Origin of the sequence: Bacillus sp. NMCC46, from assembly GCF_002998465.1 — a bacterium.
In the GTDB taxonomy this organism is placed as follows: domain Bacteria; phylum Bacillota; class Bacilli; order Bacillales; family Bacillaceae; genus Bacillus.
Genome location: NZ_PVQZ01000004.1, coordinates 110396 through 125570 on the forward strand (window position 1 = coordinate 110396; position 15175 = coordinate 125570).

Below are 15175 nucleotides of genomic sequence, written 5' to 3' on the forward strand. Positions count from 1 at the left end.
AGAGTATTCACCTCTCTTCCATAGTAGAACGTTTAAGTTGAATGAAGGAATCTATCATAATGACAGGATATATTGTCATTAATCCTATAACAACACCTGCCAGATGAACTTCATTAGGGTAACGCCAAGCAATCGCTACTGCGAGAATTGCGTTGGCCCACCTGGCTGTACTTCCCATTGAACGAATGGATTTTCCTTTTTTAACCGCTCGATCAAAAGCGTGCATTCTCCGTATAAGTAGGAATAAATTAAAGAAAGCAAAAATTGTGCCGATAATGAAACCAAGAAACAGTGGTTTAAAACCAGGCATGGCATAGCCAAACACAAAAATTGCCAATAGATAGAACATATATTTACTCTGTCTGCGGAAAATCGCGTTTGGATCGTTCATTCATCTGACTCCCGATGAAAAATATTGTAAAAAAGGTGATAAATGGTGATGAAAACTGCGTAGAAGACGCTTATGATAAGCAGTCCTGTTCGAAAAAAATCAATCACCCATCTGTCTAATTGCACAATCAGACTTGAAATCTAAAGATCTATGGGATGCTGCTTCATTCGCTGATACAAACCCTGATAATTAAAGGGTTCACAATGAGGATTAGTAGAGTGCTATAGGCTATGAAAACCTTACCATAATACCCTCGTTTAGCATACAATAGCGTCTATGATGTGTCAATCCGTTGAAAGTTAAAAAACTTTTCTATAGTGATAGAGCACACAAAATGTTCACAATTTCATCAAACTTTAGGAGACACGTGACATTCATTCAAAAAAACAGCTAATGTTCAGTATACATTGATTTTTCTAAGAACGATATCAACCGTTTGTCATATATTTCAAAAAGCCCACATGCACGTTTGCATGTGGGCTTTTATTAAAACATGTTATTTCGTTCCATACATACGGTCACCAGCATCACCAAGGCCTGGGATAATGTAGCCTTTTTCGTTCAATTTCTCATCTAATGCTGCAATGTAGATATCAACGTCAGGATGATGCTTTTGCATTTCTTCTACACCTTCAGGGGCAGCAATCAGACACATGAAGCGAATGTTTTTCGCCCCGCGTTTTTTCAAGCTGTTCAATGCTTCGACTGCTGAACCGCCAGTTGCAAGCATTGGATCTACTACGATAAATTCACGCTCTTCCACATCAGATGGAAGCTTCACATAATATTCAACAGGCTTTAATGTTTTCGGATCACGGTATAAACCGACATGTCCCACTTTAGCAGCTGGAATGAGTTTCAAAATCCCGTCCACCATTCCAAGACCTGCTCTTAAAATTGGCACAACACCGAGTTTCTTCCCAGAGATCACGTTTGATTTCGCTACTTGTACAGGTGTTTCTACATCCACCTCTTCAAGCGGTAAGTCTCTTGTGATTTCAAATGCCATTAATGTTGCGACTTCATCCACTAGCTCTCTAAATTCTTTTGTTCCTGTATGAACGTCACGAATATATGTAAGTTTGTGCTGAATAAGCGGGTGATCAAATACATAAACCTTTGCCATTGCTTGCTACAACTCCTTTTCTGTCATCTTCCGGTGAACTTTGCACACTTCCTACAATTCTACATAAAAAGACGTCATCTTTCAATATGATTCGCAAATCCTACAAAAAAAACCCACATGCCAATAATAGGCAAATGGGTCTGCTTTTTAATAATCTAATTCGTTATATAGAGGGAAGCGGGCAGTTAGATCAGATACACGCTTTTTCGCTTCTTCTAATTTCGCTTCATCTTCATGATGTTTTAGAGCAAGCGCAATAATGGAACCGACTTCTTTCATCGCCTCTTGATCGAAACCGCGGCTTGTCACTGCTGCTGTACCAACACGTACACCACTTGTGACAAAAGGTTTTTCTGGATCATAAGGAATCGCATTTTTGTTCACTGTAATACCGATTTCATCAAGAACATTTTCTGCAATTTTTCCTGTGATGCCAAGAGAACGCAAGTCGATGAGAACAAGATGGTTATCCGTTCCACCAGATACAAGCTGAATATTTTCAGATAACAGGGTTTCAGCTAGCTGCTTTGCATTATCAATAACGTTTTGTGCATAAGTTTTGAAATCTCCGTTCAATACTTCACCGAAAGAAACAGCTTTTGCAGAGATGACATGCATCAGTGGTCCACCTTGAATACCAGGGAAGATCGATTTGTCGATCTTTTTACCAAACTCTTCACGGCATAGGATCATTCCGCCGCGAGGTCCACGCAATGTTTTGTGAGTTGTCGTTGTCACAAAATCTGCATAAGGAACTGGATTTGGATGAAGACCTACTGCAACAAGACCCGCAATGTGAGCCATGTCGACCATAAAGTAAGCACCGACTTCATCCGCAATCTCACGGAACTTTTTGAAATCAATTTGACGTGGGTATGCACTTGCACCCGCTACAATTAGCTTTGGCTTATGTTCACGTGCTTTTTCAAGTACATCTTGGTAGTCGATATGCTGCGTTTCTTTATCGACACCATATTCTACAAAGTTGTACTGTACACCACTAAAGTTGACAGGGCTTCCGTGCGTTAAATGCCCGCCATGTGATAAGTTCATACCTAGCACTGTATCGCCATGCTCAAGAATGGTAAAGTATACGGCCATATTCGCTTGAGCACCTGAGTGAGGCTGTACGTTCACATACTCAGCGCCAAAAATTTCTTTTGCGCGGTCACGTGCGATATCTTCTACAACGTCTACATGTTCACAGCCGCCATAGTAGCGTTTACCAGGGTAGCCCTCTGCATATTTGTTTGTTAATACAGAGCCCTGTGCTTCCATGACTGCTTCGCTTACAAAGTTTTCTGATGCAATTAATTCAATTTTGTCCTGCTGGCGTTTCCGCTCTAGTTGAATTGCCTTGAATACTTGTGCGTCTTGCTCAGGTAAATGTTTCATCAGCGAAATCCTCTCCAATCTATTTCCTATTTCCATTCGATGTTTTCACCATCTCATTGTACACGGTTTTTGAGTGAAATGTAAAAGTTTTTTTGGAAAATCGCCTTCTTTTTTTGCGAAAAACCGAATATTCAAGTGGTGAAGCGTCTTCATCATTCAACATTATATTAGAAATATGTCTAAGCTATGATCTTGTATAAACCGCTCGTTCTCCGCCAATCAGCTTCGGACGCGTTTTCGCAAACGTCACATGTGCATGTCCTAATTGATGACGACTGAGGCGAACAGGTACAGCGACTCTCTTTAGATGCATCCCAATTAATGTATCACCGATATCGATTCCAGCATGCGCCTTGATGGATTCAACTAACACAGGATGTTCCATGTGCTGATACGCATGAGCCGCCATCGAACCACCCGCCTTTCGGACAGGTACTGCCGCTACAATCTCTAGGTTAAGCCGGAAAGCCACTTCTTCTTCCACAACAAGAGCACGATTCAGATGCTCACAGCACTGGAAAGCGAGCTCAATGCCAGTCTCTCGTCTTAGCTGATCCAATTCTTGATAGATAGACGCAGCTATTTGCTCACTTCCTGCTGTCCCAATATGCTCACCAGCCACTTCTGATGTACTGCAGCCGATCACTAAGATTTGCCCAGCACGCAGTTCGACCATTTGATGAAACTCTTTTAACATTTCAAGCCAATCTTGACCAATGTTCATGTTAAGCGCTCCTTATAGGTGCTTTTCTTCGTAATCAGCGATCTTACCAATCCGCACAGCATGTCGTCCTGCCGTAAATTCTGTTGTCAGCCAAATGTGCGCAATCTCACGTGCTAATCCAGGTCCAATGACTCGCTCTCCCATCGCAAGGACGTTTGTATCATTATGTTCTCTAGTCGCTTTCGCACTAAATGTATCATGCGCCAGCGCACAGCGAATTCCTTTCACTTTGTTTGCTGAGATGCTCATACCAATGCCTGTCCCGCAAATTAAAATGCCGCGGTCGACTTCTCCGTTTGCCACCATGTTAGCTACAGGAAAAGCATAATCTGGGTAGTCTACAGAACCTGATCCACATTCACAACCCATATCAATGTATTCAATCTTCAATTCATCCATCAGTTGTTTGATTTCTTCACGAATATTCGTTCCGCCGTGATCGGATGCAATGGCTACTTTCATCGGGCAATTCCTCCTAAGGGTGAGTTGATCTGTCATGCCTTACATTTATTCTTTATTTATAGTTATATTTTAACCTCTGCCTAGTCATTTGCAAACAAAAGCAGAAAAACCGTTGACGCAACGGTTTTACAGGTTGTCCATTATGAGGATGTCTGATCTTTTTTCAATCTCTCAGCCAGTTGATAGAGCAATGCTTCAAGTTCATCACGTGTTTCCTGATAAACAGACAGACTTCCTCCAAACGGATCGGATACATCGCCTTCTGTTCCTGTCGCAAATTCCTTTAGAGTGAAGATCTTGTCTTTTGCATGCGCATATTGCTCCACAATCAACTGTTTATGCTGCATGGTCATGGTGAAGACGTAATCTGCTTCTCGCAGAAGATCCTCTGTCAGTTTTGATGAAGAGTGATTCAGTGGAATGCTTTTCTCAAATAATGCTTCGACCGCTTGAGGAGAAGCCTTCCCAGCATCTGAGGCAAAAATGCCCGCTGATTTAACAGTGACCTCTAAACCTTTATCATGTGCAATTGAAGCAAAAAGGGCTTGAGCCATCGGACTTCTGCATGTATTTCCCGTACAAACAAATAAGATTTTCATCTTTCGCCCTCCTTTTCTTCTATTATATAGCATTTCATTCTACATGTTATGTAAGGAGACTGACTAGAGCGGAAATAATAATTTGATACCAAAGGCTAGTAAAATGATTCCGCCAAGCGCCCCGCTATATGATCCAACCCATGATCGAACCTGTTTACCGAGTAATAATCCAAGCCATGTGAGGATCATACTAAAAAAACCAAACAATAAAATGGTCATCCACACGTGAGAACCGTAAATTCCGAGACTTAAACCAACGGAAAAACTGTCTAAGCTGACACTTGTTGCAAAAAGAACGAGACCAGCCCCAACAGGTGCGATAAATGGTTTATCCTCTTTGCGAATAGACGCAACGATCATTTGCAGCCCGAGCACCAAAAGCAGCGCCCCACCGATATAGGTGGCAAGGAGACCGAGCCAGCCTGATAGGAGCTGACCTGTCAGCATACCAAAAAGCGGCATAAACATATGAAATATCCCAATGACAAGTCCAATATAAATGATCTGGCGGAACCTCAGCTGAACCATCCCCATGCCAAGTCCAACCGAAAAAGCATCCATTCCCAGTGCAAAAGCCATGATGCTGAGCGTCAGCAATTCGCCAGCTAGTTCGTACATGTAAATCCCCCTTGGACACGCATTCTCCTTTAACCTATGTTTGTCCAAGAAGGGTTAGAACTATTTGAATGAAGAGAGGGTACGCCCTCCTGCCGCTTTTTGCAGACGGTTCATGATCGCTGAACCCACTCCCTGCTCTGAAAAGGCTTCTGAAATAATGACATCTACATCTGTCTCATCAAATTGTCTCAGTACACGATATAAGTTTGCCGCAATCGTTTCAGGTTTCCCTCTCCATCCACAGCTGAAAACAACATCTGCCGCAAACAACGATTTCTTTTCTTCTGTTGTCAGCACGCCCACTTTTAGACCTTCTGCCTGGTATGTTTGAATGTGATGCTGCATCTCTTCATCACTTCCAGAAAAAAGATACATTTGAGCTTCAGGTGCATAGTGTGTGTATTTCATTCCTGGCGATACAGGCGCTTCGTCCTTTTTTGTCAGCCCCGGGTCGATACTGACCGTTCCAACTACCTCTTCTAAAGCTTCTTTTGTAATCCCGCCAGGCCTTAAGATCACTGGAATCTCGTCGACACAGGATACAACCGTTGACTCAACGCCAATTCCAGTTGAACCGCCATCTACAATTCCAGCGATTCTTCCATCGAGATCACTCGCTACATGGTCAGCTTGTGTCGGTGAAGGTTTCCCTGAACGGTTGGCACTTGGTGCGGCAATCGGCAGACCAGCTGCTCGGATGAGCTCAAGCGCAATCGGATGGTCAGGCATTCTCACACCGACCGTGGATAAACCTGCTGTGACCTGCTTTGATAAAGCACCCGGCTTACATGGAAGAACAATGGTTAAAGCGCCCGGCCAAAAGGCTTCCATCAGCGCCTTTGCTTTTTCACTTTCTATTTGCGCAAATTCGTGAAGCTGCTGAACCTCCGCAATGTGGACAATCAATGGATTATCACTTGGACGCCCTTTCGCTTCATATATTTTCATGACAGCTTCTGTCTCTTTCGCATTTGCCCCTAGTCCGTAAACAGTCTCAGTCGGAAAAGCGACCACTTCGTTTTGCTGCAATAACACAGCTGCCTGTTCAATTTGTGGATAGTATGTGGATAAACTCTTTTCTAAATCCACAGACCACCTTTTTGTATTTAACATCATACAAACTCCTTTTAAAAAAGATAAAACTGTTGATATATCTCAATTATCCTTTTGAAAGTATAAAAGATGATGATCAATAAAACAAGCGTTGTCCACAATTTGTGGATAACGCTTGTTTAACAGTGGATAAGTATGTGTATAAGTCCAGTATGTTGTGATTAACTTCCTTTTTTATGAAGAACCACAGCTTGTTCTTTCGCCAATATCTCTTTTGCATGTGCAGATACCCACATGCTTTCTGGAATGTCCTCTAATGGCGTGAAGCCCATCAATGCCAAAAAGTCATGTGAGGAGGAGTGGTTTGCGACGACATAAAAAGTATCCACACCTATTTTTCCTCCGAGCGTTTGAACACTTTGGAACAAAGACACGATGTGTCCCTGACCTAGTTTATCTGATATGACAAGGGACCGCAGCAAGCCCTCTTGTTCACTAAGCTGTTCAAGACCTAAACACCCCGCCAGCTGACCGTCCGCATCTTCCATGACAACAAATGTCGTACGCTCTGCAAGCGTGACGCCGCCTTTCGCTTGTCCCTTTTCAAGAAAAGCATTGATCGCTGGGGCATCTTCTTCTGTGGCTATTCTTAATTGATAATACATGCTTTCACCTCTTTTTGATCTCTTACTTCAACTCTATGAGGCAAAAACAGATTTATACCTTTTTTAGGAGAAAAGACTAGAGACCCATTCGAATAAAAAGAATTTCACTTCACCGGTCTCTTCTTTCTCTTCTTTCACCACTTCATTAACAGACTCATCTGTTTGCTGCGCTGTCACTTGGTTATCCTCATCCCCCTCTGGCGATGCGATGGCTTCTCCATTTGAAAAATCGATAAAGCAGAGCGGCGGGAATAACACACACCACCAATTGGCTCCATCCCCTTCTCCAAGTGTAATTAAAATGGCTTCATATTCCCCTGCAGGATAGACGAAATTCCCATATAGCTTTGTTGGAAATGAGGCTTTTTGAAAGCTGACTGAGACGGATTGATCAATGTGCTGTTCCTTCAATTTCGCTTTGGCAATACGATTGATTTCTGGCAGCTTGGTCCGAATTACACGTCTTGCTTCTTCAATGGATGTGAGGTCTTTAACCCACTCTGTCATATTGGCATTGACCTCGTCACGAATGCTTCTTTTCACATCCTGATCCGCTGAACGATCACTATTTGCTAAAATGCGTAAACGGATCGCTTCGTCTGGTATTACAACAGGCTGATTTGCAGAAGCAGCCGCTGTCTCCTCCCTTCCAAGGTTTGCAAAAGCACCGCATAATAATAGAAACATATAAAGACAAATCATCATTTTACTTTTAAACATGATGTGTTCCCCCCACTTTTTCTCTTCGCTACAAACATTGTGTCCAGGAAACCCATCTCATAAACAGACAAAATGATTTTTTTAATAGATTATAAGTCAAATCAAAAAAGCCGTCTCATTAAGAACGGCTTTGGAGTGAGGATTGGTAATCGGAAGGGTACAGTCTCCCATCCCAATCTCGGCTGATTTTCAACCCTGATTCTGTTTTGATGACAGTCATTGCTCCTTTTTTCTTGATTTCTTTTTTAACCTTTCCTTTTTGATCAATAAATTGAATCATCATTTCATAGTCAAATTCAATTCTGTCATCGCTTTCATCTGAAGGCGTAAACGTAATTTTCTTCAGCTTAATTTGACAATCTTGATCCTTTGCTGCTTCTAACACGCTCGGGAACATGCTGTCTTGTGTATATTCTTGATATTCATGCTCAGTTAAATAAAACTTCAGCTTCTCCTTCATGTCAGTTAGGTCATCTGTTCGATTCACTGTGTATTGTGCTTTTTTATAGCTTTCTCCAAATGCTGCTGCTTCTTTTTTAAAGCTCGGTTTACCACAAGCACTCACAATCAATAGTACACTGACGATGACCAACACCATCGCATACCTTCTGTTCACACCATTCGCTCCTTCAAAACAAATTTATGTAAAAAAATCATGATCAGAATGTTCATTCTTCTATATATACGTTTCTCTTTTACCATAAGTTTCATCTTTACATAATAAAATAGTCCGACTTTTTTCAGCCGGACTTTCTGTTTTGAATGTGTGCGCAAACAGCTCGGTCTTTCCCGTTTATGTCCTTGACGATGCGGACATCTGCCGCGGGAAATGACTGCAAGAGATGTGCTTTTACATCTTGCCCTTGCGTATGTCCAATTTCAAAGACAACGACCGCCTGCTCATGAAGTACACAGTGAAGATCACGAATGAGACGCTTGTAAAACCACAGACCATCACGTCCATCTGTCAGCGCATTCACTGGCTCATGCTTTGTAACCACCTCTGACAAACTGTCCATTTCTTCTGCTGCAATATAAGGTGGATTGGAAATAAACAGATCCACTTTGATGCCTTGATCCATGATAGGTTCGAGTAAGTCACCTTGTAAAAAATGGACGTCTGCACCAAGCGCTTGTTGATTCCGCTTTGCTACGGCAAGTGCTTCATGTGAAATATCCGTTGCTGTGACAGATAATGTTTCTTTTTCAAGAGCCAGCGTAATCGCAATTGCCCCGCTTCCTGTGCCAACGTCCACTGCTTTGAGCGGCTGATCGTGCGGGAAGACGTCACTCACCAGATTCAGCGCCGCCAAAACGACCTCTTCCGTTTCAGGACGAGGAATGAGAACATGTTTGTTCACCTCGAAGGGACGGCCGTAAAAGAATTCAATACCCGTTAGATGCTGAACAGGCACGCCTTTCTTATGCTGCGTGACAAACTCGCTGAACAACCGATCTTGCTCCTCTGGCAGCAGATCATGAAAACGTGCAAGAAGTTCACTTCTGCTTAGGCCCATTACATGCATCAAAAGGAGCTCTGCTGCGTTTTGGTCTCTACCGGCTTCCGTTAACAAAGAAGAAGCCCATTTAAGGGCTTCAAAGATGGTTCGCTGATTATTTTGCATTTTGAAGCTTTCTTGCTTGGTCTTCCATAATTAATGCATCTATGACCTCGTCAAGTTTTCCTTCTAAAATTTGATCAAGCTTTTGAATCGTCAATCCGATGCGGTGGTCCGTTACACGGTTTTGCGGGAAATTGTACGTACGGATACGCTCTGAACGATCCCCTGTTCCAACAGCAGATTTACGCGTTTGATCATATTCAGCCTGTGCTTCACGCTGGAATTTATCATAAATTCTCGCACGTAACACTTTCATGGCTTTTTCTTTGTTTTTGATTTGCGACTTCTCATCCTGACAGGATACAACCACACCTGTTGGAAGGTGAGTTAATCGAACAGCAGACATGGTCGTATTGACACTTTGTCCGCCAGGTCCGCTTGATGTGAAAGTATCTACACGGATGTCTTTTTCATGGATATCAATTTCAACTTCTTCAGCCTCAGGCAAGACAGCAACTGTCGCTGTTGATGTATGAATCCGTCCGCCTGATTCCGTTTCCGGAACACGCTGCACGCGGTGTGCGCCGTTTTCAAACTTTAGTTTGGAGTATGCGCCTTTCCCGCTGATCATAAAGATAATCTCTTTATAACCGCCAGTTCCAGTCACGCTCGCTTCCATCACTTCCGTTTTCCAGCCTTGCATTTCAGCATAACGGCTGTACATACGGTAAAGATTTCCAGCAAAAAGCGCGGCCTCTTCTCCTCCCGCTGCACCACGAACCTCCACAATAACGTTTTTGTTGTCATTTGGATCTTTCGGGATCAGCAAGATTTTCAGCTCGTCTTCTAAACGTTCCGTTTCCTCTGTGAGCTCTGAAATTTCTTCTTTGACCATGTCGCGCATCTCGGCATCCAGCTTCTCTTCCAGCATTGCTTTCGCTTCGCTCAACTGGTCGTATGCCGCACGATATTGTCTATATACCTCAACAGTTTCTTGAATATCAGATTGTTCCTTCGAATATTCACGAAGCTTCTTAGGGTCATTCACCACTTCAGGGTCACTTAAATATTCATTTAGCTTTTCATAGCGTTCTTCAATTGATTTTAAACGGTCTAACATGGTCTTCACCTCTGTTTTGTGCGTAACAGTCTAATTATAGTATAGCGGGGTATGACAGTCAAAAAAATTTCCAAAACAATTGATTTTCTGCAATTTTTCGCTAGAAAACACGATCTTTGGCGATTGGTTACTTGTTTTGTCTAACGTGAAGGAACAGTTCCTCCTTGAAGAGAATGGTACTTATAATTGAAAAAAGGGAGGGCATTTGGTTTGAATACAAATGAGGTTGCAAAAGAAATTGGCGTTTCTTCAAAAACGATTCAGCGTTGGGTCAAACAGCTCAACATCCCTGTCGCCCGGAATGAACTTGGACATTATGAATTTCATGAAGATATTGTACAGCTGCTCAAAGAAGTCAAACACCAAATGAGTGAGGGTGTGATTCTTCAAGACATTCGACTGCCAATCCACACAGAAACCGTTCAACAGTTATCACCTGCTGTAGAATCAGATGCCTCCACAAAGCGGATTGAAGCATTAGAAAAGCAAGTGAATCAGCTCATTCAGCAGCAATTGCGCAGCACTGATGTAGAAAAACGACTGCAAGAACTCGAACGGAAACTGGCTAAAAAAGCGGATGAAGGTGTATCATACCAGCTGCTCCAGCACCGGAGAGAAATTGAAGATCTGACCACTAAACTTGAGCTTCTTACCGAAAGATTAAAACAACCCTCTCAAATAGAAGAAAAAAAGGAAATCACGCACCCTGACATCAAAAAAAAGCGTGTGCTCTTCCCTCTGTTTCATTCATTTCGCTAAGAAAGGCTGCCTCAAGAGGCAGCCTTCTACTATATTATACGGTAAGCGCAATAATGATCGGTAATGTAATGAGTGACATGATGGCACTGATCACAAATGCGGATGCAGTTTCTGCCTCTTGTTTCTCAAATCGTGTGGCGATCATCGCTGCAACAGCTGAACCTGGGAAGGCAACAAGCAATACAGCTTTTGTAATTTCATCCGCCGAAAGGCCCATAAGAATGGCGATAAGATACATAAGAAGCGGTTGTACAGCTACTTTTAATAGTGCAATACTAAATGCTGGTAAGCTCAGTTTAATTTTTCGAATACCTACAGTGACACCGACTGCGAATAGTGCAACCCCTGATGTCACACTTCCGATTTCCTCTAACATTTCATGTCCGATTTCAGGAAGTTTAAATCCTAAAAGTACAAGAATGATACTTGCTAGCGGTGCAAGTGCAAGCGGCTCTGATAAACCGTGCAAAATCGCTTTTGTTGTCATTTTTAGGAAACTTTCGCCGTCTTTGGCTTTTCCTTTTGTTTTTTCACCGACAGTTGACACAATAATGGCAATTGGATCAAGCAATGCATTTACAACTATTCCGGTAATAGCAATCGGAATTGCAACTTCTTGAGCCCCAAATAAACTGCCCAAGACCGGAATCCCCATAAATGCAAAGGTCGGTTGTGCTGAGTTTAACGAGAAAACAGATGAATCTGTTAAATCATATTTAAAAGCAAATTTCGTAACTAAAAGGATAATGATATAAAAACCAACGATTCCGAAAATCAATGCAATGAAAAATGGAATTTGACTATAGAATTTATCTTTTGGTGTTGACAGAATGCTGGCGATAAAGTGCGCTGGCAAAGCATACTTTGTAACAAGTGTACTTACACCTTTTGCAGATTTAGCGTCATAGCTGCCGAAGTTCCCTGCGAACCAACCCAGCGCGATAACGAAAAAAATCGGTGCTAGGAGGATCAAAATATTTAAAAAGTCCATCTTACTATTCCTCCTTGAATCTTTTACATGTCTCTTATTTTATTTATTGCGGCATTGCTTAGATTACTCGAAACAATGCCGCGTTACACTTTTTATTATGCTCTTACAATTTTTTTATATTCAGGAATCCACATTGCATCTTTCACAGCTTGTTCGATGTTGTCAGGCGTTTTTCTTGCGACACCATCTTCAATAGCTGCTTTCGCTACTTCAACAGCCACATGGATTGACACTTCTTGCAATTTATCAATGCTTGGCAGTAGACCAGCACCTGGTTTCTCATGATCAACCATTTCAGCAATTGCATTCGCAGAAGCGACGAACATGGCTTTTGTGATGATTTTTGATTCTGTTACGATCGAACCAAGACCAAGTCCAGGGAAAACGAACGCATTGTTTGATTGTCCGATTTCATATTCGATTCCGTTATACTCAACGTTTTCGAACGGGCTTCCTGTCGCAATCAGTGCACGGCCGTCTGTCCATTTGAATAGATCCTCTGGCACTGCTTCAGCAAGTGGTGTTGGATTAGACATTGGCATGATCACTGGACGCTCTGTATGAGCTGCCATTTCTTTAATGATTTGTTCAGTGAATGCACCGCCTTGACCTGATGTACCGATAAGGATTGTTGGCTTCGCTTGGCGAACAGTTTCAGCAAATGAGATTTGTCCTTTTTCATCGCGTGCCCAGCCTTCTACTTCAGCAGAAGAACGAAGGTATGGTTTTTGGAAATCAAGCACTTCATCTTCAAATTGATCTGTTAGCAAACCTCTGTAGTCTAATGTCCAGAATGCATTGTTTGCTTCTTCTTCCGTTAGACCTTCAAGGACCATTGCGTCACGAACTTGATCTGCGATTCCGATACCAGCTGATCCAGCTCCGAAAATGACAACACGGTGATCTTTCAATTGAGTACCAGTTTTCTTGACAGCTGCAAGAACACCCGCTAAAGTAATGGCACCAGTACCTTGAATATCATCATTGAACGTTAAGATGTTATCATTGTATTTTTTCATGATGTTACGCGCATTTTTGTTTCCAAGGTCTTCCCAGTGAAGTAAGGCTTTCGGGAAGAATTTAAGCGCTGCTTTTACATAAGCATCAATGAATTCTTCGTATTTTTCACCTTGTACACGTTTGTGATGGTTTCCGATGTATAATGGATCATTCAATAATTTTTCATTGTTTGTGCCAACATCTAATACGACTGGAATCACGCGGCTTGGATCAATACCTGCTGCAGCCGTGTAAACAGCTAATTTACCGATTGCGATGTTGATACCACCAACACCCCAGTCACCAATTCCAAGAATGCTCTCAGAGTCAGTTGCAACGATAAGGTCAATATCTCCTGCTGTTGCATGTAAGTTTTCAAATGCTTTCTCAATGCCGTCAATGTTGTCGATTGAAAGATAGACACCATGAGGTCTTCTGTATTCATGGCTGTATTCTTGAATCGCTTCACCAACAGTTGGTGTGTACACAACAGGAAGCATTTCACGAAGCTTGTCTGTTAGAAGCTTATAGAACAATACTTCGTTACGGTTTTGCAAATCACTTAAGTATACGTTTTGACGAAGACGATCTGGCTGTGCCAGAAATTGCTTGTACGCTCTCTCCGCTTGTTGTTCTAAAGTGAGAACAGTTGGAGGAAGTAAGCCTTCTAGACCAAGCTCTTGTCTTTCTTCTTCAGAGAAAGCAACGCCTTTGTTCAACGTTGGAATCGATAATACATCTTTACCTGTCAAAGTGGTTTCGAGGTACCCTTCTTTTGTTTTCTTCACGTTGTTCATCAAAAACTACCCTCTTTCTAAAATATAAATAAAGTGAACTATTAATTTAAAGAACGATTAAGGAGAAAAATCCTTAATCAAAAAAATTATGACAAGAAATCGAACTTTTCGTTAAAATGCTTTACACTACAGTTAGTCATTTTATGCCTGCTTATGCTAAAACGCAAGCGTTGAAAATTAGATAATTTTTTCGTAGCGTTATTTAATTTATTTAAGTACAAATGATGGGTGTTCAGCCAAAATCTCGAAAAACGAAACACAGCGGCATTTGCTATTTTTTTAATTGTCAAGTGTTGTACCAACGTCAAGTCTTGGTACTTCATGGTGATGTCTGCATCGTGCTTCGTATGATTCCTGCGCACCTACTAAAATAATGGGATCATCATAGGATGCGGGTTTACCGTCGATCAAGCGTTGTGTTCTACTCGCTGGGGAGCCGCATACCGAACAAACTGCTTGAAGTTTTGTTACAAGCTCTGCACATGCCATTAAATGCGGAACAACACCAAATGGCTCTCCTCTGAAATCTTGATCAAGGCCTGCAACAATGACTCGGTAACCTTTATCAGCCAATTGAGTGACAATGTCAATGATTGTCTCATCAAAAAATTGCACCTCATCAATGCCAATGACATCGGTTCTTTCTGATATGTGCGTTATTATGTCTTTTGGTGAGGCTACTGCAATCCCATCGACTGATGAACCGTTATGTGAGACAACTGAGCTTGTACTATATCGGTTATCAATCGCTGGTTTGAATATTTTTACTTCTTGTTTGGCAAAGGTGGCTCTTTTGGCTCTCCGAATCAATTCTTCCGACTTTCCAGAAAACATACTTCCGCAGATGACTTCAAGCCAACCGCTTTGTTTCATCACATACATAAGGTCTTCTCCCCCGTTTTAAAGTTCCATCAATCCACGTAAAAAAACAGGCAAGAACGGATTCCTGCCTGTTTATTGTATCTATTATTACTTAAGACCGTATTTTTTGTTAAAGCGGTCAACACGTCCATCAGCAGAAGCGAATTTTTGACGGCCTGTATAGAAAGGATGGCACTCAGAGCAAATCTCGATGCGTACCTCTTCTTTTACTGATCCAGTTTCAAACTCATTTCCACAAGCGCATTTGACTGTAGCTTTTTTGTAGTTAGGATGAATTCCTGTTTTCATCTACTGTCATCTCCTTCCGCCCTG

At 42.0% G+C, this 15175-nt stretch carries 18 protein-coding genes; 1 reads left to right on the plus strand and 17 read right to left on the minus strand.

Annotated elements, in window-relative coordinates; translation table 11 throughout:
- Positions 1-7 precede the first annotated feature (7 nt).
- From C6Y01_RS12650 to prfA, 13 genes are all read right to left on the minus strand, one after another.
- The gene (locus C6Y01_RS12650; protein WP_024423731.1) at positions 8-391 is read right to left on the minus strand and encodes an ATP synthase subunit I; all 384 of its coding nucleotides are present in this window, start codon (positions 389-391) and stop codon (positions 8-10) included.
- A 496-nt stretch (positions 392-887) separates the two neighbouring features.
- A complete protein-coding gene (gene upp / locus C6Y01_RS12655; protein ID WP_003214553.1) occupies positions 888-1517 on the minus strand; it encodes a uracil phosphoribosyltransferase in 630 nt (209 codons plus the stop codon).
- A 147-nt stretch (positions 1518-1664) separates the two neighbouring features.
- Positions 1665-2912, minus strand: coding sequence for a serine hydroxymethyltransferase (gene glyA, locus C6Y01_RS12660; RefSeq protein WP_034660289.1), 1248 nt, complete (start codon positions 2910-2912; stop codon positions 1665-1667).
- A 184-nt stretch (positions 2913-3096) separates the two neighbouring features.
- On the minus strand, positions 3097-3636 hold the full coding sequence (locus C6Y01_RS12665; protein WP_034660290.1) for a TIGR01440 family protein: 540 nt from the start codon (positions 3634-3636) through the stop codon (positions 3097-3099).
- 12 nt (positions 3637-3648) lie between these two features.
- Positions 3649-4098 (minus strand): ribose 5-phosphate isomerase B, encoded by a 450-nt coding sequence (gene rpiB / locus C6Y01_RS12670; RefSeq protein ID WP_003214714.1) that lies wholly within the window; start codon positions 4096-4098, stop codon positions 3649-3651.
- Between the two features lie 140 nt (positions 4099-4238).
- Positions 4239-4697 (minus strand): low molecular weight protein arginine phosphatase, encoded by a 459-nt coding sequence (locus C6Y01_RS12675; protein ID WP_034660291.1) that lies wholly within the window; start codon positions 4695-4697, stop codon positions 4239-4241.
- A 63-nt stretch (positions 4698-4760) separates the two neighbouring features.
- Positions 4761-5315, minus strand: a complete 555-nt coding sequence (locus tag C6Y01_RS12680; RefSeq protein WP_034660292.1) for a manganese efflux pump MntP — start codon at positions 5313-5315, stop codon at positions 4761-4763.
- 60 nt (positions 5316-5375) lie between these two features.
- On the minus strand, positions 5376-6428 hold the full coding sequence (locus tag C6Y01_RS12685) for an L-threonylcarbamoyladenylate synthase (protein ID WP_080869558.1): 1053 nt from the start codon (positions 6426-6428) through the stop codon (positions 5376-5378).
- Between the two features lie 161 nt (positions 6429-6589).
- A complete protein-coding gene (locus C6Y01_RS12690) occupies positions 6590-7033 on the minus strand; it encodes a GNAT family N-acetyltransferase (RefSeq protein ID WP_034660294.1) in 444 nt (147 codons plus the stop codon).
- Positions 7034-7096: 63 nt separating this feature from the next.
- Positions 7097-7753 (minus strand): stage II sporulation protein R, encoded by a 657-nt coding sequence (gene spoIIR, locus C6Y01_RS12695; protein WP_034660295.1) that lies wholly within the window; start codon positions 7751-7753, stop codon positions 7097-7099.
- A 118-nt stretch (positions 7754-7871) separates the two neighbouring features.
- Positions 7872-8351 carry a hypothetical protein gene (locus C6Y01_RS12700; protein ID WP_034660296.1) on the minus strand — a complete coding sequence of 160 codons (480 nt, stop codon included), beginning with the start codon at positions 8349-8351 and terminating at the stop codon, positions 7872-7874.
- Between the two features lie 142 nt (positions 8352-8493).
- Positions 8494-9378: a peptide chain release factor N(5)-glutamine methyltransferase gene (gene prmC, locus C6Y01_RS12705; protein WP_106038273.1), complete on the minus strand. Its 885-nt coding sequence runs from the start codon at positions 9376-9378 to the stop codon at positions 8494-8496.
- Positions 9368-10435, minus strand: coding sequence for a peptide chain release factor 1 (gene prfA, locus C6Y01_RS12710; protein ID WP_034660298.1), 1068 nt, complete (start codon positions 10433-10435; stop codon positions 9368-9370). Before prfA ends, prmC begins: the two co-directional genes overlap by 11 nt.
- A gap of 210 nt (positions 10436-10645) precedes the next feature.
- Between prfA and racA the strand changes: the two genes are divergently transcribed.
- Positions 10646-11194, plus strand: coding sequence for a chromosome-anchoring protein RacA (gene racA, locus C6Y01_RS12715; RefSeq protein WP_034660299.1), 549 nt, complete (start codon positions 10646-10648; stop codon positions 11192-11194).
- Between the two features lie 34 nt (positions 11195-11228).
- Here racA and C6Y01_RS12720 read toward each other — a convergent pair whose 3' ends face one another.
- From C6Y01_RS12720 to rpmE, 4 genes are all read right to left on the minus strand, one after another.
- Positions 11229-12185, minus strand: coding sequence for an AEC family transporter (locus C6Y01_RS12720; protein WP_034666496.1), 957 nt, complete (start codon positions 12183-12185; stop codon positions 11229-11231).
- A 95-nt stretch (positions 12186-12280) separates the two neighbouring features.
- Positions 12281-13981: an oxaloacetate-decarboxylating malate dehydrogenase gene (gene malS / locus C6Y01_RS12725; RefSeq protein WP_106030613.1), complete on the minus strand. Its 1701-nt coding sequence runs from the start codon at positions 13979-13981 to the stop codon at positions 12281-12283.
- Between the two features lie 279 nt (positions 13982-14260).
- Entirely contained in the window at positions 14261-14863 is a 603-nt protein-coding gene (locus C6Y01_RS12730) for a thymidine kinase (protein WP_003214626.1), read from the minus strand.
- A gap of 87 nt (positions 14864-14950) precedes the next feature.
- Complete coding sequence (rpmE, locus tag C6Y01_RS12735; protein WP_003215407.1) at positions 14951-15151, minus strand: 50S ribosomal protein L31; 201 nt, start codon at positions 15149-15151, stop codon at positions 14951-14953.
- Positions 15152-15175: the final 24 nt, after the last annotated feature.

Excerpts from the sequence above, each read along its gene's own strand:
- malS (WP_106030613.1), bottom strand. The coding sequence starts at position 13,981 with ATGAACAACGTGAAGAAAACAAAAGAAGGGTACCTCGAAACCACTTTG.
- rpmE (WP_003215407.1), bottom strand. The coding sequence starts at position 15,151 with ATGAAAACAGGAATTCATCCTAACTACAAAAAAGCTACAGTCAAATGC.
- C6Y01_RS12675 (WP_034660291.1), bottom strand. The coding sequence starts at position 4,697 with ATGAAAATCTTATTTGTTTGTACGGGAAATACATGCAGAAGTCCGATG.
- spoIIR (WP_034660295.1), bottom strand. The coding sequence starts at position 7,753 with ATGTTTAAAAGTAAAATGATGATTTGTCTTTATATGTTTCTATTATTA.
- C6Y01_RS12720 (WP_034666496.1), bottom strand. The coding sequence starts at position 12,185 with ATGGACTTTTTAAATATTTTGATCCTCCTAGCACCGATTTTTTTCGTT.
- upp (WP_003214553.1), bottom strand. The coding sequence starts at position 1,517 with ATGGCAAAGGTTTATGTATTTGATCACCCGCTTATTCAGCACAAACTT.
- C6Y01_RS12650 (WP_024423731.1), bottom strand. The coding sequence starts at position 391 with ATGAACGATCCAAACGCGATTTTCCGCAGACAGAGTAAATATATGTTC.
- prmC (WP_106038273.1), bottom strand. The coding sequence starts at position 9,378 with ATGCAAAATAATCAGCGAACCATCTTTGAAGCCCTTAAATGGGCTTCT.
- glyA (WP_034660289.1), bottom strand. The coding sequence starts at position 2,912 with ATGAAACATTTACCTGAGCAAGACGCACAAGTATTCAAGGCAATTCAA.
- rpiB (WP_003214714.1), bottom strand. The coding sequence starts at position 4,098 with ATGAAAGTAGCCATTGCATCCGATCACGGCGGAACGAATATTCGTGAA.
- C6Y01_RS12690 (WP_034660294.1), bottom strand. The coding sequence starts at position 7,033 with ATGTATTATCAATTAAGAATAGCCACAGAAGAAGATGCCCCAGCGATC.
- prfA (WP_034660298.1), bottom strand. The coding sequence starts at position 10,435 with ATGTTAGACCGTTTAAAATCAATTGAAGAACGCTATGAAAAGCTAAAT.
- C6Y01_RS12680 (WP_034660292.1), bottom strand. The coding sequence starts at position 5,315 with ATGTACGAACTAGCTGGCGAATTGCTGACGCTCAGCATCATGGCTTTT.
- C6Y01_RS12665 (WP_034660290.1), bottom strand. The coding sequence starts at position 3,636 with ATGAACATTGGTCAAGATTGGCTTGAAATGTTAAAAGAGTTTCATCAA.
- C6Y01_RS12685 (WP_080869558.1), bottom strand. The coding sequence starts at position 6,428 with ATGTTAAATACAAAAAGGTGGTCTGTGGATTTAGAAAAGAGTTTATCC.
- C6Y01_RS12700 (WP_034660296.1), bottom strand. The coding sequence starts at position 8,351 with ATGGTGTTGGTCATCGTCAGTGTACTATTGATTGTGAGTGCTTGTGGT.
- C6Y01_RS12730 (WP_003214626.1), bottom strand. The coding sequence starts at position 14,863 with ATGTATGTGATGAAACAAAGCGGTTGGCTTGAAGTCATCTGCGGAAGT.